This is a genomic window from Microbacterium lacus, from assembly GCF_044794305.1.
GTDB classification, from domain to species: Bacteria; Actinomycetota; Actinomycetes; order Actinomycetales; family Microbacteriaceae; genus Microbacterium; species Microbacterium lacus_B.
In genome coordinates this window covers 139,081-160,779 of the sequence record NZ_CP084996.1, presented here as the reverse complement: position 1 = coordinate 160,779, position 21,699 = coordinate 139,081, and the positions used below count along the sequence as shown (strand labels likewise).

Here is a 21,699-nt window from a genome sequence, read left to right as displayed (position 1 = left end):
GCGCCGGCGTCACGCGTGACCCGCACGCTCCATCGCCCGTAGCTCTTTCTTCAGGTCTTGTACTTCATCGCGAAGCCGCGCCGCCAACTCGAACTTGAGCTCGCCTGCGGCCGACAACATCTGATCGCTCAGGTCAGCGATCGTCGCCTCGAGCTGCTGTGCACCCTCGGCCGCGATGCCCGTACGACGTAGGCCCGGCGTCGGTGATTTGCCCTTGCCCGTCGCACCGCTGCGTGTTCGGCTGAGCATCGCCTTCGTGTCGGCCCCTTCGCGTGCGAGTGCGTCGGTGATATCGGCGATCTTCTTACGGAGCGGCTGCGGATCGATCCCGTTCTCGACGTTGTATGCGACCTGCTTCTCGCGCCGGCGATCGGTCTCTTCGATGGCCTTGCGCATCGAATCGGTCATCGAATCGGCGTACATGTGAACCTCGCCCGAGACGTTGCGCGCTGCGCGACCGATCGTCTGGATGAGCGAGGTACCCGAACGCAGGAAGCCCTCTTTGTCGGCGTCGAGGATCGCTACGAGCGAGACCTCGGGAAGATCGAGACCCTCACGAAGAAGGTTGATACCGACCAGCACGTCGTAGACGCCCGCACGCAACTCGCTCAGCAGTTCGACTCGGCGCAGGGTGTCGACGTCGGAGTGCAGGTAGCGCACCCGCACACCATGTTCACCCAAGAAGTCAGTGAGCTCTTCGGCCATCTTCTTCGTCAGTGTCGTGACCAGAACACGCTCGTCGCGCCCCGCCCGCACGCGAATCTCTTCGAGAAGGTCATCGATCTGGCCTTTGGAGGGTTTGACGATGATCTGCGGATCGACCAAACCGGTCGGGCGGATGATCTGCTCGACGACGCCGTCTGCAATGCCCATCTCATAGCGACCGGGAGTCGCCGAGAGGTACACCGTCTGCCCGACACGGTCTTTGAACTCGTCCCAGCGCAGTGGCCGGTTGTCCATGGCGCTCGGAAGCCGGAACCCGTGCTCGACGAGGGTGCGCTTGCGCGAGGCATCCCCCTCGTACATCGCCCCGATCTGCGGAACCGTCGCGTGCGATTCGTCGATCACAACGAGGAAGTCATCGGGAAAGAAGTCGAGCAGGCAGTGGGGCGCCTCGCCCGGTGCACGCCCGTCCAGGTGCCGGGAGTAGTTCTCGATGCCCGAGCAGAAGCCCAGCTGTTGCAACATCTCGAGGTCGAAGGTCGTGCGCATACGCAGACGCTGGGCCTCGAGCAGCTTATTCTGCGACTCGAGTTCTTTCAGGCGAATGGCGAGTTCGTCTTCGATCGTACCGATCGCGCGGTGCACGGTATCTGTACCGGCGACGTAGTGCGACGCGGGGAAGATCGGCACGGAATCCATCTTCTGCAGCACATCGCCGGTGAGCGGATGCAGCATATACAGCGCTTCGATCTCATCGCCGAACATCTCGATACGGATCGCGTACTCCTCGTACACCGGAATGATCTCGATCGTGTCGCCCCGCACGCGGAAGTTGCCGCGGGAGAAATCGACGTCGTTGCGGTTGTACTGCATCGCAATGAACTTGCGGATGATCGCGTCGCGGTCGTAGCGCTCCCCCACCTGGAGGGCGACCATCGCCCGCATGTACTCTTCGGGCGCACCGAGACCATAGATGCACGACACTGTGGAGACGACGATGACATCTCGACGACTCAACAGCGAGTTCGTGGTGGAGTGCCTGAGACGCTCGACCTCGGCGTTGACCGAGGAGTCCTTCTCGATGAACGTATCGGTCTGCGGAACGTATGCCTCGGGCTGGTAATAGTCGTAGTACGAGACGAAGTACTCGACGGCGTTGTGGGGCATGAGGTCGCGGAACTCGTTGGCCAACTGTGCGGCGAGCGTTTTGTTGTGGGCCAACACCAGCGTTGGGCGCTGTACCTGTTCGATGAGCCAGGCGGTCGTCGCCGACTTGCCCGTACCCGTCGCTCCGAGCAGCACAACGTCGGTCTCGCCCGCGTTGATACGGGCCGCGAGCTCGGCGATGGCCTGCGGTTGGTCACCGGAAGGGACGTACTCGCTGACGACCTCGAACGGCCGCACGGATCGTGTCGTCTGCATCAGTCCAGGTTAGGCGTGACCTCAGACATCGGGGCCGCCAGGCCCCTCGCACAGCTACTCAGCCGCCGAAGCCACCGCCACCGTCGAAACCGCCGCCGAATCCCCCACCGTCGAAGCCACCGCCGAATCCGCCGCCGTCGTACCCTCCACCGCCGAAACCGCCGCCATCAAAGCCAGCACCCGGATCGTAGGTGTCGCCCACCCATCCGGGCTGATCGGCGATCACCAGTGATCCCGCACCCGCCGTGAAGTACACCGCGACAGCTGCCGTCATCAAGAACTGGCTGGATACCGCTGCCATCAACCCCGACTTCATCATCGCGTCGCGCGGGTCGACACCGTCTCGAGGGTCCATGACGCCGATCGCGGTCGAAGAACCGGCGGTCGCCGTGGCCGTACCACCCTCCGCGCGTGCCGTGCGGGCGGCGCGACGCTCCTCGGCTCTACGCAGAAGCTTCGCGAGCACGATGGGGTCATCCGACGCGACCTCGCGCTCGCTGTCCGCCATGAACGGGCGCAGCTGCTCGAAGAGCTCGCGGCGCTTCTCGGCGGGCAACGATCGGAAGGCGGTTGCGTGCGCACTTTCGATGACGCTGGCCGGGAGCGTGTTCAGCAGGTACACGTACCGCGCGATCTGCTCTTCCTCGGTAACTGCCGCGTAGGGCGACTTCCGACGTCGGAACCTCGAGAGAATGCTCATCCCGCACCTCCATTTCGCTGACTCCAGGGTAAACCTGTTCGGGTCTGCGCGGGCGGGAAAGTGACAGCGCTCACTCAACGAGAGGCAGCAACTCCCACAGCGCATCGACCTGGGCGACTGTGTCATCGAGGGTTCCGGTGGTGTCGATCACGATGTCGGCAATGGCGAGGCGCTCTTCATCCGAGACCTGCGAGGCGATACGGGCCGAAGCATCCGTCTCCGACATTCCACGCAGAGTCACGAGGCGATCGTGGCGGACATCTTCGGGGGCGTGCGCGACCACGATCAGATCCCAGGGGTCGTCCGCCCGCGCCTCGACGAGCAGCGGCACGTCATACACGACCACGACCTCGGGGTCGGCCTCGAACGCGCCGGCGAACCGGCGAGCGGACTCGCGCTTCACCGCAGGATGAACGATGGCGTTGAGTCGCCCGACGGCGGCGGCATCGCCGAACACGGCCGCGCCCAAGCGAGCGCGGTCAAGAGACCCATCCGCCAGGATCATGTGGGCACCGAACTCGTCGGCGATCTCCGACAGCACGGGCGAACCGGGTTGCTGCACCTCGCGCACGATCTGGTCGGCGTCGACCACGACCGCGCCGTGCTCGGCCAGCCTGCGGGCGATGGTGGACTTGCCCGAGGCGATTCCCCCGGTGAGTGCGACGAGCGGCATGCTGCAAGTCTTACACCCCGATCCCGCGCCCAACCCTTGCGTTCTCCTGAGGTAGGCCTGAGCCGCAGATGAGGGGGCGCCGGTACCGTCGACTAATCCGAGGAAGTCGGCCGCGTGAGAGCGAGGCCTGGGGAAGGAACGGCAATGCACACTCGAGGCGGCCAGCTCGCGTCGATGGTGCAGGCCGTGAACAGTTCGCATCTCGTTCGTCTTGTGCGGCGCGGTGGGACCGGCTTCGGCTGCGAGGTGGTGAAGTCCCGTGGGGGGAATTGCACCTCGCCTCGCATGCTCGGTAGGCGTCAGCATCTCCGTGAGGGGTCACGGAGACGTGTTTGACGCTGCTGCGCGTCCCGGAGGGGCAGGTCGGCAAGAGTTTTGGGGAACTCGACGCCAGTGCCCCTCCGGGACGCGGGCATGACGGGCGCGCGGCGCCTTTCAGACGGCGTTCTGGGATATCCTGACCGACATCCCGGTGCCCGCTCCCCTCGCGTCGGCACCAGAAGGTGTCCCGGTGGAAAACTCGCGCGTCGCTGTCGTGATCGAAGACGAAGAAGACATTCGCTTCCTGCTCTCTACCGTGCTGGCCCAAGCGGGCTTCGAGGTGTTCGGTGCGGCCGACGGACATGAGGGACTCGACCTTGTGCGCGAGCACGATCCGCTCGTGACGACACTCGACGTCAACATGCCCGGCATGGACGGATTCGAGACCGCGAAGCGCATCCGCTCCATCAGTTCGACCTACATCGTCATGTTGAGTGCGCGCACCGAAGAGATCGACGCGCTCCAAGGCCTCGAGGCAGGCGCCGACGATTATGTCGCCAAGCCGTTCCGTCCGCGCGAACTTCGTGCGCGGATCGACGCGATGCTGCGCAGGCCTCGTCAGCACGTGGCCGCATCGGGCGGACCGACGCCCGCGCCCACCGCGCCCGAGGCATGGATCGAGCACAGCGGCCTGCGACTGAACGCCGAGATGCGCGTCGCCACCGTCGACGGCGTCGACCTCGACCTGACCCGGAGCGAGTTCGACATTCTCGCCGACCTCCTCGCGGCCGGGCGGCGCGTGCGCGGAAAATCCGACCTGGCGCTGATGCTCCGCGGCGAGCAGTTCACCGGCGTCGAGTACGTCAGCGACAGCGACGCTCGAGCGATCGAAGTGCACGTCGCCAATCTCAGGCGCAAACTCGGCGAGTCACCGGCAAGCCCGCGGTGGATCGAGACCGTCCGCGGCGTCGGCTATCGGCTCACCGCCGCCTGAAGCGATGAGGTCGGATGCCGCTACTCGGCGTCTCCGACGAGCACCGCGTTGTCCACGCTGATCGCCGCGCGTTGCGCGGCCTCACGAGCGACCTCGATGAGCGAATCGAGCTCGTAGCCCGTCGTCTCGCTGACGGCGAGGCCGACACCCACAACCGGGATCACCTCACCTCCCGCCGCGCCCAGGTCGTCGAAGAGTCCTCGATAGATCAGCGCGGCCTGACGTCGCGCCTCGCGCTCGGAGTCGACCACGATCCCGACCAACAGTCCCGTCGGCCCGTCGTCGGCGACGCACGCGTGAGAACGCGCGTGGCGACGCACTCCCAGACGGAGCACCTCGGTGATGCCGCGCGCCGCTTCACTCCCAAAGGCGGTGGAGATCTGCTCGAGGTCGTCGATGCGCACCGCGATCACGGCGAGCGAGTCCCCCCGCTCCCGCGCGCGGTCGCAGACATCGGTGAATGCTCGCGAGAAGGTTCCGGTCGACTGAATGCCGTCGGACGCCTCGGCGAACGGCGAGGCGACGAACCCGCGCATCGGGACGCGTCCCGCGCGCAGGACAGAGGCCACCACAACGGCGACGATCGTGAGTACGACGGTCACAAGGCTGGTCGGCACCGTTCCGAAGGCCGTCTGGAACAGCGCGCTGTCAGGTCCGGAGGTGAGAAAGGCCGTAGTGCGAGAGATGTAATACAGCGATTGCGCTCCGAGGACGGCCGCGAGAACCCATGCCGAGCGAGATTCCACGAGCACTCCGCGCATGCACTCGATCGCGCCCGCGCCGGCGAAGCCGACGAGCGGAATGAACATCCACACTGCTCCGGCCCAATCGCCACCGTCGGGGCCAGCGATCATGACCGCCGCGGCAGCCCCGAGCGCGGCGAGGCAGACAAGTGCGGACGCCCAGCCGATGCGTCGCTCGTTGAAGCGACGGCAGCCGAGCCAGAGGCATCCCGTCCCGGCGACGAAGGCCCCGTTTCCCACGGCGACGGCGCCCCACACGTCCGGTTGCTGAGCCCAGATGATGTACGACAGCGTCGTCAGCATCGCGGCCAGAAATGCGATCGCCCACACCCGCCCCGCACCCTCGTCCCGTCTGAGCAGTGTCTCGAGAATGAAAAGAACGCCGCTGACATTGACGACCAACGCCGTGACGACCAGGACGCTCATGGGATCAAGATTCATGGGTTCGGCCTCCGTCGGGCGCGCGTGCAGGCAGCTTCACAACGAAAGTCGAGCCGACTCCGAGCGAGCTGTGCAGACCGATCTCGCCGCCCTGCGCCCTGACCATATCGCGTGTGATGGCAAGTCCGAGCCCCGTGCCGGTGCGGCGCGGTCCACCCGCACGGTAGAAACGATGAAAAAGCCGTGCGCGGTCGTCCTCGCTGATTCCCAAGCCGGTGTCGCGCACAAGGATCCAACTCCACGCGCCCTTGGTGGTCGCCCCGACGAAGATCGAGCCGTTGTCGCGGTTATACGCAATCGCGTTGGCGACAAGGTTGTCGATGACCTGCCGCAGCCGAAGCGGGTCCGCCCACATCGGCGCGGTCTCTACGCCACTGATGTCGAGAGTGATCCCGCGACTCTCTGCACGAGGGCGCTGACCGTCCACCGCGGCGCGAACGATCTCACCGGCGTCGACGTTCTGAGGGGTGAGCGAGAGCTCCGCCGACAACGACGACGAACTGGATGCGGCAAGGATGTCAGCCACGATCTTGAGCAGTCGTTCGGCATTGCGTTCGGCGATGTCAAGACTTTCGCGGACGCGCTCGGGCAACTCCGGATCCTCGATGGCGAGATCCAGGTAGCCGAGGATCGAAGTCAGCGGAGTGCGAAGTTCGTGCGAGACCGATGCGACGAGCTCATCACGGGCGCGGAGGGCCGACAGTTCCGCGGTGATGTCACGTGAGACCACAACCGCCCCGGCGTCATCGCCGGAGGGATCGGTCACGCGCCGCGCCGTGATACTCAGGGCCTGTCGCGGTCCGGGTTCGGCACCGAACCACACGACCTCCTCCTCGAAGGACTCCCCGCGCAGGGCGCGCTCGAACGGCAACTCCTCGCCGGGGAGACGGGTCACCCCATCATCGCGAAAGGCGGGAATGTCGTCGGTGCTGTCGTTCTCGGTGCGGATGGCTTGTTGCAGACGTCCGTGCGCTTCATTCGTGACGGCGACCTGTCCATCTGCAGCGATCCGAATGACGCCGAAGTCCACAGCATCCAGCACCTCGGTCACCTCTTGCTCCTGACGCCGAGTGCGCTCGAGCACGCGCCGGAGCAGTTGCGCCTGCTTGGCCAGCAAGCTGCGCTGCGCTTCGGATCTGCGCGCGTTCAGGTGACTGGTGGCCGCTGCCGCCAGCAGCACGAGGGGCAAGAGAAGCTCGGAGTAGGTCACCTGCTGAGCGCTCACGGCGATCAGCACGCTGATGATTCCGGCGTTGGCGACGATTACCGCGAAAAGTCCGAGCAGTCCGAACCCGCTCGCGAGCCACGTCGTGGGAAAGATCCAGAGCAGTCCCAGTGCCGAGTTCGGCGCGGCGATCTGCATGAGGGTGATCGCGATGATGTCCATGGCCGGCAGAAGCGCGAGCCAACCGAAGGCAAGGCGGTTCCACGGCACGACCAGGGCCGCCGCGGTCAGGACGAAGATCAGCACCACCCCGACGAAGAACAGCACCAGGTCGCCGGTGAACGGACCGACCGCGATCAGGACTCCAAGCACGAACACGACCGAGCCCAGCAGCAGCTGGTTGAGCGCGGCCGCGCGCTCGCGCGTGCGATCGACGAACTCGGCGCGCAGCCATGTGGGGCGGACGCGCGGCGGCCCTTGCGTCGAGGGATTGACGTACTGCGTCACCGAGACCATAGGGCGACGGTAATGGATGTATCGCCCCCGCGCCGCGCACCGGAACGAAAGCGGGCCGGAACCCGAAGGTTCCGGCCCGCATCGCAAGCGATCTCAGCGAAGGATCAGCGACCCGACAGTTTCTCGCGAAGAGCCGCGAGAGCCTCGTCGTCTGCCAGCGTGCCAGCCGACGCGCTCTCAGAAGAGAACGACGACGAGCCGGACGACGCCTCGACGGCCGGCGCGTTCGCCTCGGCCTCGAGTGCCTTGGCGACAGCGGTCTTGTGCTGCTCCCAGCGAGCCTGGGCTGCGGCGTACTCCTGCTCCCACTTCTCGCGCTGGGTGTCGAAGCCCTCGAGCCAAGCGTTGGTCTCGGGGTCGAAGCCCTCGGGGTACTTGTACTCGCCGTTCTCGTCGTACTCGGTGACCATGCCGTACAGTGCCGGGTCGAACTCGGTGCCGTTGGGGTCGACCGACTCGTTGGCCTGCTTGAGCGACAACGAGATGCGGCGACGCTCGAGGTCGATGTCGATGATCTTCACGAAGACCTCTTCAGAGACCGACACGACCTGCTCGGCGAGCTCGACGTGCTTGCCCGACAGCTCGGAGATGTGCACGAGGCCCTCGATGCCGTCTGCAACGCGAACGAACGCGCCGAACGGAACGAGCTTGGTGACCTTACCCGGTGCAACCTGGCCGATGGCGTGGGTGCGGGCGAAGACCTGCCACGGGTCCTCCTGCGTCGCCTTGAGCGAGAGCGACACGCGCTCGCGATCCAGGTCGACCTCGAGGATCTCGACGGTGACTTCCTGACCGACCTCGACGACCTCGGATGCGTGCTCGATGTGCTTCCACGAGAGCTCCGACACGTGGACGAGACCGTCAACGCCGCCGAGGTCGACGAACGCACCGAAGTTGACGATCGACGAGACGACGCCCTTGCGGACCTGGCCCTTGTGGAGGTTGTTGAGGAACGTGGTGCGCGATTCGGACTGCGTCTGCTCGAGCAGGGCGCGGCGCGAGAGCACGACGTTGTTGCGGTTCTTGTCGAGTTCGAGGATCTTGGCCTCGATCTCCTGGCCGAGGTACGGCGTCAGGTCGCGGACACGGCGCAGCTCGATGAGCGATGCGGGGAGGAAGCCACGCAGGCCGATGTCGACGATGAGGCCACCCTTGACGACCTCGATGACCGAACCGGTGACGACACCGTCGGTCTCCTTGATCTTCTCCACGTCGCCCCACGCACGCTCGTACTGCGCGCGCTTCTTGGACAGGATGAGGCGACCTTCCTTGTCCTCCTTCTGGAGAACCAAGGCCTCAACAGCGTCGCCGACCTTGACGACATCGTTGGGGTCGACGTCGTGCTTGATCGAAAGCTCGCGCGAGGGGATGACACCCTCGGTCTTGTAGCCGACGTCGAGGAGAACCTCGTCGCGGTCGATCTTTACGACGGTGCCTTCGATGAGGTCTCCATCGTTGAACGACTTGAGGGTCAGTTCGATCGCAGCGAGGATGTCTTCAGCAGATCCGATGTCATTGATCGCGACCTGCTTGGTGGCCGGAGCGGCCGTTGCGGTAGTCATGTAGTGGGTTGTCCTTGTTGGGTGGGGGTGTCAGGCCTCTGCCGATTCCACACGCACGGATGCAGGCGGATGCTTCGACCGAAGCGGTTGGATTGGTTATGCGATGTCACGCACGCACGGCAATAGAGCCCCACGGGTGACATTCCAGGGTATCAGAATCAGCGGATGCCCCGTCGGGCGCGCGCTAGTGCCCTGCGACGGCGTCGCTGATCGGCACATCGCCAGAATTGAAGCGGATACTGCGCCCCGCAGTGGAGGAGGCGGTGAGCGCGGCAGCGATCACCGCAGCGACGTCGGCCCGGCTCACGCTGCCCGACTCCGCCGCGTGCACGTCGATGCGTCCGGTGGGCGGGTCGAGGGTGAGGGCGCTCGGCTGCAGGATCGTCCATTCCAGGTCCGTAGTGCTCAGATAGGCGTCGGCGGCCGACTTCGCATCGGCGTAGGCGAAGAACGAGTTGTCCTCGGGCACACCGTGGTCAGGCCCCGCACCGAAGTACGACACCATCACGTAGCGGTTCACACCGGCTTTGGCCGAAGCATCCATCGAACGCATCGCCGCATCGCGGTCGACCGCATACGTCCGCTCCCGACTCCCCCCACCGGCGCCGGCCGACCACACAACGGCATCGTGCCCCGAGATGAGGTCGGCGAGAGCGTCGACGTCCAGTGCCTCGATGTCGCTCACGACGGGGTCAGCGCCCGCCGCACGCACGTCACCAGCGTGGTCGGGGTTGCGGATTACAGCGGAGACCTGATCCCCACGGGCGGCCAGAAGAGGCGCGAGCAGGAGAGCGACCTTGCCGTGGCCGCCGATGACGAGAACGCGTGACATGAGACTCCTTGGTGGGAAAATTCCAGCCTATGGGCGAAGAAGAACTTTGATCGCGCGGCGCTCGTCCATCGCGGCGTAGGCCTCCGCAGCCTCGGCCAATGGCAGTTCGAGGTCGAAGACGAGGCCCGGCTCGATCGCGCCCGATCGCACATCCGGCAGTAGTTCGGCGATGTAGCCGCGCACGGGGGCGACTCCCCCGTTTACGCCGACGTTGCGGCCGAACATCTGCCGCACCGGCAGTTCTGGTCCCCCGTTGGGCACCCCGACGTAGCCGACCATCCCACCCGGGCGCGCGGATCGCAGAGCCTGATCCATCGATTCCTTCGTGCCGACGCACTCGAGCACTCGATCGGCGCCGATCCCGCCGGTCAGTTCACGAACACGATCGATGCCCTCTTTGCCCCGCTCGGCGACGATGTGGGTGGCCCCGAACCGCTCGGCGAGCGCCTGACGCTCGGGATGGCGTGACATGGCGATGATCGTCGTGGCACCGAGGCGCTTCGCAGCGATGATCGCGCAGAGACCGACCGCGCCGTCACCGACCACCGCGACCGAATCGCCTGCCGAGACTCCGGCCGAGATCGCGGCGTGATGACCGGTGCCCATGACATCACTGAGTGTGAGCAGGCCCGGGATCTCAGCATCCGCCACCGGACCTGGCACGACGGCCAACGTGCCGTCCGCGAGCGGAACGCGGACGCGTTCGCCCTGGCCGCCGTCGGCGAAGCCAACGTCGTGCACCTCGCTCCCCCACCACCCGCCGTTGAGGCAGGACGTGCTCACGCCGTTCTGGCAGTTCGCACAGGTGCCGTCGCACACATAGAACGGTGCGATCACGAAGTCGCCGCGTGCGACCTCGCGAACATCCGCACCCACGGCTTCGACGATGCCGACGAATTCGTGGCCGATGCGGTGCGGTTCATCCGTGGGAGTGACGCCGCGATACGGCCAGAGGTCGGAGCCGCAGACGCACGCGGCGACAACCCGCACGATGGCGTCAGCGCCGGTCGAGAGCACGGGATCGGGAACCTCTTCGACGCGGATATCGCGAGGGGCATGAATGACGGTAGCGAGCATGATTCGAGCGTACGCCGCTGTGCCCCACCGTCACTTCGCCGACGTGCGGCGCCTTCGCCTGCCGCTCTCTTCGCGCGGCTTCAACTTCACGTGCACCATCGCCTGGCGGTACACCTCGCGCATCGTCCGCAGCGCGGCTGCCGTCGCGTCGTCGTCGAGCGCCCACGCGGACGGGCTGGTCGACCGCGCGGCGAAGACGTGGATGCCGCGATCCCGCAGCAGGGTGCGGGCGAGATCGGGCGACGACAGGCGTCCCGCGACGTACTGCGCTTCTTCACCGTGGGCGACGATGGCTTTCACGCGCGGGAGGAGGCCGATGAGTTCAATCAGTGGTTTGGCGCCCGCATCCAACTGCTCATGGGTGTGGCGTCCGGCATCGCGCCACGGATACGCGTGCCAGGGCATGATGTGTCGGGCGCTCAGATCAACCGCTTCGAAGACGAGCGACATCCGCTCGGCGGAGGGATGATCGTCCTCGAACGAGAACATCCCCGACCCGACCTTGAGCCTCGGTCGCGGTTCGGGGCGCGGAATCAACGTGATGATCCGTGCTTTCTCGAGGTCGTGTTCGGCCGACACGTAGGGCGGCCACTCGTCGGCCGTGCGACCACGCTGCAGGCGCGTGGCGAGGTCGTTGACGGGGAGGATCTGCAGCTCGTCGAGACGCGACTCGGCCAAGCGCTTGTACTCCGTGTCTGCCATGCGACGCGCCATGGAACCCCTCTCGCTGTGGATGAAGCTACACCCGCCCGGTCGAGGTCATAGGCGAAACAGTCAGTGCCATTGCTCGCGGAGCATCGGGACGGCATCCTTATCCGTGCCCCGGCGCGCACGCGCGACGAGCGCGAGGCCGTCGGGGTGATCGAGCGCACGGAGAATGCACGGGCCGATTTCGCGTTCCCAACTCGCGGCGAAGGCGGCAGCATCCGCCGCCTTCCGCCCCACCGCACTCGGCACCGACAAGAAGTGCTCGGACCCCTGCGCACCTCGCGTGCGCAGGACCACTCGTTCGAGCCGCGTGCGCCCGCCGCGCCCCGTCTCAATCAAGAACCGTGGAGTGCGGACCGGCCCGAACAGCTCGCTCAGCGCGGCCGCGAGCGTGCGTTGATCGGTGGCAGAGGCATCCGGGCACGTGACGCTCACCCACAGGCGACCTTCGCTCGCGGGCTCTTCAGCGACCACCATCACTGGCGCCGGGCGATCTGAGACCTGACCCGCCCGTCGTAACGACTCCCAGAGAACAGCTGCGATGCGAGCGTGCGTCTCGACGAAGCGTGCCGAGTGCGCTCGGGTGCGGCGGTAGGTCGCCAACAGCGGCGCGCCCAGCCAGAGCAGACCGCCGATGAGCACCACGCCGACGATGACCGCCGAGGTCGGTCCGGCGAGCGCAGCCAGCGCGATGGCACCCGCAGCCGCGGCGCCCATCCCTCCCAGGGTCATCGCGAGTGTCTCGCTGACCGGCCGGCTCGTGCGGAACATCGGAGCCGCAGGCGAGCGTCGAGCAACGAGTGCACTCACACTCTCGGTGTCGACATAGGGTTCCCCGATCCGCCACTGATCACGGGTGATCGCCCGCGCCGGCGTCTCGGTCAGTTCGTCCAGAGCTGTCACAGACGATGATGCGTCTGCGCGGACGACCGCCTCCAGCGCGACGCGCTGCGCAGCGCCCATGACGGTTCCGACGCCTCGCACGATGCGCATCGGCTCGTCGCGGTCCAGTCCCCACAGCCGCGCGTGCTTGCGCCACAGTCGGCGAGCATCAGGCGCCGCGCTCAGCGGAAAGTCGGGCGGCAAGAGTGCCGTCACACTCCAATTGTGCGCAACCTTCTCAGGCCACTGCGGGTCCAGCCGCAGGGTGCGTCCGCGTAATTGTTGAGTGGCGGATGCCGTGGCCACCGCCGTGAGATCGATCAGGGTGTTCACGGCCGGGCAGTCCCACCCTTCGCCGAACAGCCCGCGTGTGCCGACGACGACCTGGATCGTGCCCGATGTCAGCAGCGCCGACGCCGCTTCGACAAACGTGGAGGCGTGCGCACCAGATGCGTACAACTCGCATACGGCGGATGCCTCGGCGCGGGGCGACGCTGCCACCGGCACTCCCATCACGCTCATCAGCGCGGGGATCAGCACCTCGGCGTCACGGGCCGCGATCCGCGCTGTGCCTCCGGTGACCAGAATCGCGCGCAGGCCCCGGGTCGCGGCATCCGTCGCGATGACCTCGAACGTGCGCAAAGCACCCGCCGCGGCCACGAGCCCGCCGTGCTTGTTTCCGTGTTCGGCGAAGTCTGTGACGACGAGCGCACGCAACCGATCCGTGCCGAGTTGGCCGCGTTCGAGCCGGAGGATGTCGCACGCGGCACGATCCTTCGCGAGAGACGATGCGAGCATCGTGTCGATCGGGTCGCGCGTGCGCCGCACACCGCGATCCGTGAGCGCGTAGCCGAAGTCAGCCAGCGTGCGACGAATCCGCTCCCACTGTTGCTTCAACAACGGGTCTGGCAACACCGCGTCAAGGCAGTAGCGGGCAAGCACGCGCAACATCTCATCCGTGGTCGGGGGGCGTCTCGCCACGGCGGGTAGCCTCTCCACGAGCGGATGCTGAGGCGACACCGTCGCCAACATGGCCGCGACAGCCTCGCACCCTGCGAAGTCGGCGGCGAACGCCATCGCGAGCCGAGCGTCGATCTCGTCGTCCTCTGACACCGCCGCGGGCGGAGGTTCGAGATCGGTGCGGGGCTCGGGCTGCGCGAGCGCGGGCTGGAGTGCAGAGCCGAGAAACCCGACCCCGGCGTCGTTCGCGAACGTGAGACGCACGAGCACGGCGAGCCCCGTGGCCTGCCCCTCGAGAAACGCGAGCTCTTCGGCAGTGGGCTCGACGAACCGCACGAGATCGCGATACGGCGCGAGGTTGCCTTCGCGCACCACCGCAGGGATGGGCACCTCGTAGTCGACCGTGCCGAGCAGCGACATGTAGTTGTCGTACTCACTCGCGTCGTCGGGTGACGGGAGCGTCGCGGTCAGACCGATGAGCAGCGGCTCACGGCCCGCGGAGCGAATGCGGCCGACCAGCGTCGCGACGACCAGCGCCCAGTGGTCGAGCAGGTGGTGGCACTCGTCGAGCACGATCGTTTCGACACCGTGTGTCACCAGGCGGTCGATGAGCGCGAGGGCATTCGGATGCAGTGCCGACGCGAGAACGTCGGGGTCCTCCCTCGCCAAGTGACGTCTCAGCGTGCGGGAGCGGCGGGCAACGCCGGAGCGAAACGCGGCCGGGTTGGTTTCGCGGAGCGAATCGAGCCACTCCCTTGCGGCTTCTGGAGTTCGACCGTCGGACTCCAGTTCGCTGAGCCAGCGTTGCGCGGCGACGGCAGAGAGTAGGTTGTCGGACTGCAGCACGCTGAGCGCCTGATATGTCGCCACGGTGAGGTCCCCGAGGAGGTCGGAGCTCTCAGACACCGATGGAACCACATCGTTCTGCGCCGCGCTTGTCGGCACGAGCGACTCGGCCGTTCGGGCCCACTGACTTCGGATCGTCAGCGTGGGAGCGAGCACGAGCGTGCGGCTCCCCCGTCGAGCGGCCAAGACCAACCCGAGCAGCGTCTTGCCAGACCCTGGAGGTGCGACGATGTGCAACGGACCCGCCTCAACATCGACGCGTTCCAAGACATCGGCCTGATAGTGCCGCAAGTCACCCCGGAACCGCCAGGAGGAGAGCGGGCCATTCGCCGGCAGCGTCGACGAGTTCGGCATCCCGACAGTGTACGGAAGCCGCGGGAAGGGGTGGATCTGAGCTGACCTTCGTTCTACGGTGGCGACATGAACACCCTTGATACTGAAGGGCTGGCTTCTGCCCTCGACCAGGCCGCGAGACTCGAAGGAATGAGCGGTGCCGTCTCGCTTGACATCGATGGCGACGTCGTCTTCGCCAGGGCGTACGGATTCGCAGATCGCGCGCACGAAATCCCGAACACCACCGACACGAGGTTCGCTCTCGCGAGCATGTCGAAGGGGTTCACGGCGCTCGCCGTCGCTTCGCTCGTGACGGACGGCGTGCTGCGCTGGGACACGCCGGTGCGCAGCATCCTGAATCACGACCTGCCGTTGATCGATGACGCGGTGACCGTGGAACACCTCATGACCCACACGTCGGGAATCGGCGACTACCTCGATGAAGAAGACGATTGGGATGTCGACGACTACGTGCTCACGGTGCCCGTGCACGAACTCTCGGCCACGGAAGCGTTTCTGCCGATGCTCGACGGGCATGCGCAGAAGTCCGCCCCGGGCGAGACATTCAGCTACAACAACGGTGGCTTCATGGTTCTTGCCCTGATCGCCGAGCGAGCAAGCGGTCGCTCTTTTCACGAACTCATTGACGAACGTGTCTTCACCCCCGCCGGTCTGACCCGGACGGGCTATCTGCGGCTCGACGAACTGCCGGGTGATTGCGCGCTCGGATACCTCCACGAGGACCCGACCTCGCTGCGGACCAACGTTCTGCACCTGCCCGTGCGCGGCAACGGCGACGGCGGCGCCTTCTCGACCACCGCAGAACTGTCGCAGTTCTGGCGCGCGTTCGCTGACGGACGGATTGTGGATGCTGCGACCCGTGATCTGATGATCACACCACGCAGCTTCGACGAATCCGAAGACCTCCGCTACGGCATCGGGTTCTATCTCGACCTCGACGGCCCGGGCGTACAGCTCATGGGGTACGACGCGGGCGTCTCGGCATGGACGAGGTTCGACCCCGGGACACGCCTGACGTCGACGGTGATCTCCAACACTCCGGAGGGTGCCTGGAAGGTCATCGGCGCACACAATCGCTTTCTCGCGGCGAGCGCGTAGGCACGCTCTGTGGATAAGTCAGAGAGCGTTCAGACGGGCGCGGCTACCGTAGGGGCGTGATCACTCGTCTCGCCGGAGCATTCGCCGTCGCCGCGCTCGTGGCGAGTGCGCTGGTCGGATGCAGCACCCCGACCGATCCGGCAGAGCCGACGCCGCTCTTTACGAGCGAAGCACAGGCGTTTGCCGCTGCAGAAGAGACCTACCGCGCGTACGTTGATGCTTTGAATCAGGTGGACCTCAGCGACCCTGCCACGTTTGAGCCGGTGTTCGCGTTGACGACCGGGGAAGCCAACGCGGAATTCCGGGCGACTTTCTCACAGATGCACGCAGATGAATGGGTTGTAGCGGGTGACAGCAGGGCGAGCCTCGTCGAGCCGGTCGAGTGGAGCAACGCCGAACGCCTCATCACACTGGCGATTTGCCTCGACGTGTCGCAGGTGACGCTAACGGATGCTGACGGAATCTCAATGGTTAGCGCCGACCGACCGGACACGCAAAGCATGCTCGTTTCGCTGGTGACAGTTCCCTCGTCGGCAACCGGGTTCGCCATCACGACTTTTGAGAGCCGGCAAGGTTCCCCCGAATGCGACTGACGCGCGGAATTGCCGTGTGCGGGATTGTATTCGGCGTGTTGGCCCTAAACGTCGACGAAGCTTCTGCAACCGAGAAACCCTGTAGCTCGACTGGTTGGACCTGTGACTTTGCAAACAACGGGTCCCAGGTGGACGTCACGGCGGGCATGACCGTGCCGGGCGGCGGCGGATCGAACTCGCGGCCGGAGAGTGGTTCGGGTGGTGGCGGTGGTCGCCCCGTGCCCGCGCCTGCACCCGCGCCGGAAGTATGCGGAGTCGTCGGGTGCCGCGGTGGGTACGAGGTCGCCACGATTCCCGACGTGACCCTCGCTGATCTGGCATCGTTCCGCCCCGCGGGGCCGACGGTCGGTGGTGAGCCGGCGGGTTTCGGCATCGCCGGGCTTCCGACGAACCTGGTCGTCGAGGCATCCGAACAGATCATTCCCGGCACCATCTTCGGCTATGACGTCCGCGTGCGCTTTGTGCCCGCGGGCTTCGTGTTCGACCACGGCGACGGCACGACGGCGCGCAGCCAGACCGGCGGCGCCTCGTGGACAAGGCTCGGGCAGGCGCAGTTCACCCCGACCGCAACCAGCCACGTCTACGGCGAGCGCGGCACGTATCGGGTGAACGCGTCCGTGCAGTTCGTGCCGGCTGTCGACTTCGGCAACGGCTGGCGTCCCGTCGCCGGCTACGTCACGGCGTCCGGCGGTGGCTATGACATCCGGGTACTCGAAGCCTCGACCGCGCTCGTGAACGCCACATGCGCCGAAAACCCCACCGGTCCCGGGTGCTGACGGAACGGATCGACCCACTCGCGTCGGCACCACATGCCAGGATGGCGGCATGGCTGACCGGTTGATGCTGCTCGACAGCGCCTCGCTGTACTTCCGCGCGTTCTACGGCGTGCCCGACACCGTGCGAGCCCCGGACGGCACGCCCGTGAACGCGGTACGGGGGTTCCTCGACATCATCACCAAGCTGGTCACGCTCTACGAGCCCACGCACCTCGTCGCCTGTTGGGACGACGACTGGCGACCGCAGTGGCGCGTCGACCTCATCCCGACGTACAAGACCCACCGCGTTGCCGAGGTCGTGGCCGTTGGCCCCGACGTCGAGGTCGTGCCTGACCCCCTCGAGGTTCAGGTGCCCGTGATCCGTGAAGCGCTCGCAGCGCTCGGCATCCAGATCGTCGGAGCCGCCGAGCACGAGGCAGATGACGTCATCGGCACTCTCGCGACGGGAGCGAGCATGCCGGTCGACATCGTGACAGGCGACCGCGATCTCTTCCAGCTCATCGACGACGAGCACGACGTGCGGGTGGTCTACACCGCACGCGGGATGAGCAATCTCGAAGTGTTGACCGACGCGTCGGTTGTCGCCAGGTACGGGGTGCTCCCCAGCCAATACGCCGACTTCGCCACGATGCGTGGCGACTCGTCCGACGGTCTACCGGGTGTCGCCGGAATCGGCGAGAAGACCGCGGCCGGGCTGCTCGCCACCCACGGCGATCTGGCGGGCATTCTTGCCGCAGCCGAAACGGGCGAGGGGATGTCAGCCGGAATCCGCGCCAAACTCAACACCGGTCTTCCCTATCTCGCGGTCGCGCCGACGGTCGTAGAAGTCGTGCGCACCCTCGATCTGCCTGCCGTCGACTCACTGTTGCGCCCTCTCGACGCGCAGCAGAGGGCGGATGCAGCAGCCCTCGCCGAGCGCTGGTCACTCGGTACCGCGATGGACCGCATCGTCACGGCACTCGATCACACCGGCGCATGACCGTCAGCGCCGCGTCCACTCCCTGAGCCTGTCCAGCGGCCAGGTCGTCACAATGCGCTCGGCGGGGACACCCGCACGCTCCGCGCGCTCGGCCCCATAGTCCAGAAGCGAAAGTTGGCCCGGCGCGTGAGCATCGGAGTCGATCGAGAAGAGGCATCCCTCGTCCAACGCGATCTGGATGAGCTCGTCCGGCGGATCCTGGCGTTCGGGCCGTGAGTTGATCTCGACCGCCACACCGTTCGCGGCGCACGCGGCGAAGACCGCTGGGGCGTCCAAGGTCGACGGCGGTCTTGTTCCGCGCGCACCCTCGACGAGGCGCCCGGTGACGTGACCCAGGACGTCGACCCTCGGGTTCGACACCGCCCGCACGAGACGGCGCGTCATCGGACCCCGCTCCATCCGCAGCTTCGAGTGCGCCGAGGCCACGACGATGTCGAGCTCGTCGAGCAGATCGGGCTCCTGGTCGAGCTCTCCGCCGTCCAGGATGTCGACCTCGATGCCCGACAGCAGCGTGAACCCGCCACCGCTCATGCCCGAGACGACCTCGAGCTGCGTCCGCAGGCGCTCGGGCGAGAGACCGTTCGCGACACGAAGCCGTGGCGAGTGATCGGTCAACGCCAGGTACTCGTGCCCGAGCACGCGAGCGGCCTCGACCATCAGATCGATCGAAGTGAGGCCATCCGACCAGTCGCTGTGACTGTGCAGGTCGCCGCGCAGGAGCCGTCGCAGCGCCGATGACCGCTCCACTCCCGCGCGCTCCCGCAGGTCGACCAGGTACACCGGCACCTCGCCGGCGAGAGCCTCCTGGATCACGCCGAAGGTCGAATCGCCGATTCCTTTGCGGCGCCGAAGGGACGCGGCATCCCGCAACTGTTCGTCTGAGAGCCCCTCGATAGCGTCCGCGGCTGCACGAAAGGCCTTCGATTTGTACCGTGACGACCGCTCACGCTCGAGAAGCGTGGCGATCTCACTCAGCGCGTCGTGCGGATTCACCGCTGTGCCGCTCGTCCGCGCGTCACTCCGACGCGGCCGCGATTGTCGAGCGCTTGATCACGACGGGTGCCGTGGCCAGGCGGTGCAGCGCCCAGCCGAACATGATCGACAGGATGCCCATGCCCATCGCGAATGCGGCGACGCCGAACGACACCACCGAAGTGAAGAGCGAGGCGCGCAGGAATGAGGCGTTCATCATCGTCCCGCGGATCGGGTCGTCCATCGGTAGTTCGGCGTAGGTCTTCCCGCCCGACGCCTCCAGCGCGTGGTGCTGGATGATGTCGGCCTGTACGTAGGCGGTGAAAGGCCCCTGCACGTACTGGCCCTGGAACGCCATCGCGTCGTCGGGGATCGTGATGTTCTCAGCGCGCAACTGCATCGAGACGACGATCCAGACCACGACGCCGACGACGATCAACAGAATGCCAGCGAGGACGCCGAGGATTCCGACGATCTTCACCCCACCGAGCGAGCGCGCGGGTGGTTCGACAGTGGCAGCGGTGTCGGTGGTCTCTGCGGAGCTGATCTGATCGGTCATGGCTTCACGCTATCCCCGCGCCGCGCGCCGCCGATAGTGGCCGACTGCGTCGCCTCGACCCATCGGGCCAGCGTCGAGGCTGCCGCGCCCGAATCCACCGCATCGGCCGCGGAGTCGCGTGCTTCGGCGAGACGGTCCAGAATCGGCCTCTGCGCCTGAGCGGCATCCTGGAACAGGCGGTAGGCGACGATGCCGGCGGCGGCATTCAGCAACACGATGTCGCGGACCGGCCCCGCTTCACCGTTCAACACGCGATGAACGACGAGCGCGTTGTCTGCGGGCTCGCCACCGAGCAGATCGCTGATCTGTGCGAGCGGGATCCCGAGATCACGCGGGTCGAGGTCGTGCTCGTGGATGTCACCACGGCTGACCTCCCACAGCCTGCTGTGCCCCGTCGTGGTCAGCTCGTCGAGACCGTCGTCGCCGCGGAAGACGAGCGCTGTCGCGCCGCGCGTCCGGAAGACGCCGGTGATGAGCGGGACGCGATCGAGATGCGCGACACCCACCGCGTTCGCCTCGGCGCGCGCGGGGTTGCAGAGCGGGCCGAGGAAGTTGAAGACCGTCGGCACCCCGAGTTCGGCGCGCGTTGCCCCGGCGTGCCGGAATCCCGGGTGGAAAGCCGAAGCGAAGGCGAACGTGATGCCCGCCTTGTCGAGCGTCTCGGCAACGGCTTCGGGCGAGAGAGTGAGGTCGATCCCGAGGGCACTGAGCACATCCGAAGATCCGGATGACGAACTCGCGGCCTTGTTGCCGTGTTTGACGACGGGAACTCCGGATGCGGCGGCCACGATCGCCGCCATGGTGGACACATTCACCGTGCCGAAGCGGTCGCCACCCGTGCCGACGATGTCAAGCACCGCCGGATTCACCGGCAACGGAAGAGCCGCCTCGAGGATCGCATCGCGGAATCCCACGATTTCGTCGACCGTCTCGCCCTTCGCGCGCAAGGCGATCAGGAATCCCGCCAATTGCGAGGGGGTTGCCGAACCGGACATGACCTGCCGCATAGCCCATGTCGATTCCGACACACTGAGGTCGCGACGCTCCAAAAGTGTCGAAAGAATGTCGGGCCACGAGTACAGATCAACCATGGGTCAAGAGCCTATCGACGTGTCCGCGCGACGGCACACCGCGTGACTTCGGGGCTCACAGCGGGTGAATCGCATATTCGCGGCACACTCCCGGGCTGTTCTTAGGTATGCCTAAGTTCGAATTCGAGCAAATGGATCCACCAGGATGCGAAACACCGGCCTGAAGTTCGGCAATAATGAAGGGGTGACGACCACCACAGCGACTTACTCTCAGGCGATGCGGTCCGTGAAGCGACCGGATCCGGTCGCCGTTGGAACGATCGTGTGGCTTGGCAGCGAGGTGATGTTCTTCGCGGGCCTTTTCGCGATCTACTTCACCCTTCGCAGCACCTCCCCCGAACTCTGGGCCGAGCGCACCGAACTGCTCAACGTGCCCTACGCGTTCGTGAACACCGTGATCCTCGTGCTCTCTTCGGTCACCTGCCAAATGGGTGTCTTCGCAGCCGAGCGCTTCCAGCCGTACTCCACCAAGAAACGTGGATGGCTCGGCTGGGGAATGGTCGAGTGGTTCTGGCTGACCTTCGCCCTCGGTGCGATCTTCGTCTCCGGTCAGGTCTGGGAGTACGCGACGCTCGTCGCTGAAGGCATGCCCATCAGTGCGGATGCTTACGCCTCGGCCTTCTACCTCACGACCGGCTTCCACGCCCTACACGTGACCGGCGGTCTCATCGCCTTCCTCCTCGTGATCGGCCGCGCGTACGCGGTGAAGAACTTCGGTCGCAAGGAGATGACCTCATCGATCGTCGTCTCGTACTACTGGCACTTCGTCGACGTCGTCTGGATCGCACTGTTCGCGGTCATCTATTTCTTGAAATAAGAGCGGAGCTGAAAA

Annotated in this window: 19 protein-coding genes; 6 read left to right on the top strand and 13 right to left on the bottom strand. The window is 66.1% G+C overall.

The genetic code is table 11. The annotated features are described in order from the left end of the window. Positions 1-9 precede the first annotated feature (9 nt). From uvrB to coaE, 3 genes are all read right to left on the bottom strand, one after another. Positions 10-2,085: an excinuclease ABC subunit UvrB gene (gene uvrB, locus LG299_RS00795; RefSeq protein WP_404432585.1), complete on the bottom strand. Its 2,076-nt coding sequence runs from the start codon at positions 2,083-2,085 to the stop codon at positions 10-12. 58 nt (positions 2,086-2,143) lie between these two features. Continuing rightward, positions 2,144-2,785: a hypothetical protein gene (locus tag LG299_RS00790; RefSeq protein WP_404432583.1), complete on the bottom strand. Its 642-nt coding sequence runs from the start codon at positions 2,783-2,785 to the stop codon at positions 2,144-2,146. Between the two features lie 70 nt (positions 2,786-2,855). Next, on the bottom strand, positions 2,856-3,458 hold the full coding sequence (gene coaE, locus LG299_RS00785) for a dephospho-CoA kinase (RefSeq protein ID WP_404432581.1): 603 nt from the start codon (positions 3,456-3,458) through the stop codon (positions 2,856-2,858). A 511-nt stretch (positions 3,459-3,969) separates the two neighbouring features. Here coaE and LG299_RS00780 point away from each other — a divergent pair. Continuing rightward, positions 3,970-4,713 carry a response regulator transcription factor gene (locus LG299_RS00780; RefSeq protein WP_404432579.1) on the top strand — a complete coding sequence of 248 codons (744 nt, stop codon included), beginning with the start codon at positions 3,970-3,972 and terminating at the stop codon, positions 4,711-4,713. 20 nt (positions 4,714-4,733) lie between these two features. Here LG299_RS00780 and LG299_RS00775 read toward each other — a convergent pair whose 3' ends face one another. From LG299_RS00775 to LG299_RS00745, 7 genes are all read right to left on the bottom strand, one after another. Further along, positions 4,734-5,897 (bottom strand): hypothetical protein, encoded by a 1,164-nt coding sequence (locus LG299_RS00775; RefSeq protein WP_404432577.1) that lies wholly within the window; start codon positions 5,895-5,897, stop codon positions 4,734-4,736. Continuing rightward, positions 5,887-7,578 carry an ATP-binding protein gene (locus LG299_RS00770; RefSeq protein WP_404432575.1) on the bottom strand — a complete coding sequence of 564 codons (1,692 nt, stop codon included), beginning with the start codon at positions 7,576-7,578 and terminating at the stop codon, positions 5,887-5,889. Before LG299_RS00770 ends, LG299_RS00775 begins: the two co-directional genes overlap by 11 nt. 104 nt (positions 7,579-7,682) lie before the next feature. Further along, positions 7,683-9,140, bottom strand: a complete 1,458-nt coding sequence (rpsA, locus tag LG299_RS00765; protein WP_404432573.1) for a 30S ribosomal protein S1 — start codon at positions 9,138-9,140, stop codon at positions 7,683-7,685. 184 nt (positions 9,141-9,324) lie between these two features. Beyond that, a complete protein-coding gene (locus tag LG299_RS00760; protein WP_404432571.1) occupies positions 9,325-9,972 on the bottom strand; it encodes an SDR family oxidoreductase in 648 nt (215 codons plus the stop codon). Between the two features lie 27 nt (positions 9,973-9,999). Next, positions 10,000-11,049, bottom strand: a complete 1,050-nt coding sequence (locus LG299_RS00755) for a zinc-dependent alcohol dehydrogenase family protein (RefSeq protein WP_404432569.1) — start codon at positions 11,047-11,049, stop codon at positions 10,000-10,002. Between the two features lie 30 nt (positions 11,050-11,079). Beyond that, positions 11,080-11,751, bottom strand: coding sequence for a hypothetical protein (locus LG299_RS00750; protein ID WP_404432567.1), 672 nt, complete (start codon positions 11,749-11,751; stop codon positions 11,080-11,082). A 72-nt stretch (positions 11,752-11,823) separates the two neighbouring features. After that, the gene (locus LG299_RS00745; protein ID WP_404432565.1) at positions 11,824-14,799 is read right to left on the bottom strand and encodes a DEAD/DEAH box helicase family protein; all 2,976 of its coding nucleotides are present in this window, start codon (positions 14,797-14,799) and stop codon (positions 11,824-11,826) included. A gap of 66 nt (positions 14,800-14,865) precedes the next feature. Between LG299_RS00745 and LG299_RS00740 the strand changes: the two genes are divergently transcribed. From LG299_RS00740 to LG299_RS00725, 4 genes are all read left to right on the top strand, one after another. Next, a complete protein-coding gene (locus LG299_RS00740; protein ID WP_404432563.1) occupies positions 14,866-15,897 on the top strand; it encodes a serine hydrolase domain-containing protein in 1,032 nt (343 codons plus the stop codon). 56 nt (positions 15,898-15,953) lie between these two features. After that, positions 15,954-16,490 (top strand): hypothetical protein, encoded by a 537-nt coding sequence (locus LG299_RS00735; protein ID WP_404432561.1) that lies wholly within the window; start codon positions 15,954-15,956, stop codon positions 16,488-16,490. A 128-nt stretch (positions 16,491-16,618) separates the two neighbouring features. After that, positions 16,619-17,266 carry a hypothetical protein gene (locus LG299_RS00730; RefSeq protein WP_404432559.1) on the top strand — a complete coding sequence of 216 codons (648 nt, stop codon included), beginning with the start codon at positions 16,619-16,621 and terminating at the stop codon, positions 17,264-17,266. A 49-nt stretch (positions 17,267-17,315) separates the two neighbouring features. After that, positions 17,316-18,245 (top strand): 5'-3' exonuclease H3TH domain-containing protein, encoded by a 930-nt coding sequence (locus LG299_RS00725; RefSeq protein ID WP_404432557.1) that lies wholly within the window; start codon positions 17,316-17,318, stop codon positions 18,243-18,245. Between the two features lie 3 nt (positions 18,246-18,248). Here LG299_RS00725 and LG299_RS00720 read toward each other — a convergent pair whose 3' ends face one another. Genes LG299_RS00720 through trpD form a run of 3 tightly spaced genes read right to left on the bottom strand, consistent with a single transcriptional unit; the run spans position 18,249 to position 20,867 of the window. Next, positions 18,249-19,238, bottom strand: a complete 990-nt coding sequence (locus LG299_RS00720) for a PHP domain-containing protein (protein ID WP_404432555.1) — start codon at positions 19,236-19,238, stop codon at positions 18,249-18,251. A 22-nt stretch (positions 19,239-19,260) separates the two neighbouring features. After that, positions 19,261-19,776, bottom strand: a complete 516-nt coding sequence (locus LG299_RS00715; RefSeq protein ID WP_404432553.1) for an aromatic ring-opening dioxygenase LigA — start codon at positions 19,774-19,776, stop codon at positions 19,261-19,263. Continuing rightward, entirely contained in the window at positions 19,773-20,867 is a 1,095-nt protein-coding gene (gene trpD, locus LG299_RS00710) for an anthranilate phosphoribosyltransferase (protein ID WP_404432551.1), read from the bottom strand. Before trpD ends, LG299_RS00715 begins: the two co-directional genes overlap by 4 nt. Positions 20,868-21,084: 217 nt before the next feature. Here trpD and LG299_RS00705 point away from each other — a divergent pair, with 217 nt between their 5' ends. Continuing rightward, entirely contained in the window at positions 21,085-21,684 is a 600-nt protein-coding gene (locus tag LG299_RS00705; RefSeq protein WP_404432549.1) for a heme-copper oxidase subunit III, read from the top strand. Positions 21,685-21,699 lie beyond the last annotated feature (15 nt).

What these genes read in the sequence shown, in the direction of transcription:
- uvrB (WP_404432585.1), bottom strand. Translation starts at nt 2,085, where the DNA reads ATGCAGACGACACGATCCGTGCGGCCGTTCGAGGTCGTCAGCGAGTAC.
- LG299_RS00790 (WP_404432583.1), bottom strand. Translation starts at nt 2,785, where the DNA reads ATGAGCATTCTCTCGAGGTTCCGACGTCGGAAGTCGCCCTACGCGGCA.
- coaE (WP_404432581.1), bottom strand. Translation starts at nt 3,458, where the DNA reads ATGCCGCTCGTCGCACTCACCGGGGGAATCGCCTCGGGCAAGTCCACC.
- LG299_RS00775 (WP_404432577.1), bottom strand. Translation starts at nt 5,897, where the DNA reads ATGAATCTTGATCCCATGAGCGTCCTGGTCGTCACGGCGTTGGTCGTC.
- LG299_RS00770 (WP_404432575.1), bottom strand. Translation starts at nt 7,578, where the DNA reads ATGGTCTCGGTGACGCAGTACGTCAATCCCTCGACGCAAGGGCCGCCG.
- rpsA (WP_404432573.1), bottom strand. Translation starts at nt 9,140, where the DNA reads ATGACTACCGCAACGGCCGCTCCGGCCACCAAGCAGGTCGCGATCAAT.
- LG299_RS00760 (WP_404432571.1), bottom strand. Translation starts at nt 9,972, where the DNA reads ATGTCACGCGTTCTCGTCATCGGCGGCCACGGCAAGGTCGCTCTCCTG.
- LG299_RS00755 (WP_404432569.1), bottom strand. Translation starts at nt 11,049, where the DNA reads ATGCTCGCTACCGTCATTCATGCCCCTCGCGATATCCGCGTCGAAGAG.
- LG299_RS00750 (WP_404432567.1), bottom strand. Translation starts at nt 11,751, where the DNA reads ATGGCAGACACGGAGTACAAGCGCTTGGCCGAGTCGCGTCTCGACGAG.
- LG299_RS00745 (WP_404432565.1), bottom strand. Translation starts at nt 14,799, where the DNA reads ATGCCGAACTCGTCGACGCTGCCGGCGAATGGCCCGCTCTCCTCCTGG.
- LG299_RS00740 (WP_404432563.1), top strand. Translation starts at nt 14,866, where the DNA reads ATGAACACCCTTGATACTGAAGGGCTGGCTTCTGCCCTCGACCAGGCC.
- LG299_RS00725 (WP_404432557.1), top strand. Translation starts at nt 17,316, where the DNA reads ATGGCTGACCGGTTGATGCTGCTCGACAGCGCCTCGCTGTACTTCCGC.
- LG299_RS00715 (WP_404432553.1), bottom strand. Translation starts at nt 19,776, where the DNA reads ATGACCGATCAGATCAGCTCCGCAGAGACCACCGACACCGCTGCCACT.
- trpD (WP_404432551.1), bottom strand. Translation starts at nt 20,867, where the DNA reads ATGGTTGATCTGTACTCGTGGCCCGACATTCTTTCGACACTTTTGGAG.
- LG299_RS00705 (WP_404432549.1), top strand. Translation starts at nt 21,085, where the DNA reads ATGCGGTCCGTGAAGCGACCGGATCCGGTCGCCGTTGGAACGATCGTG.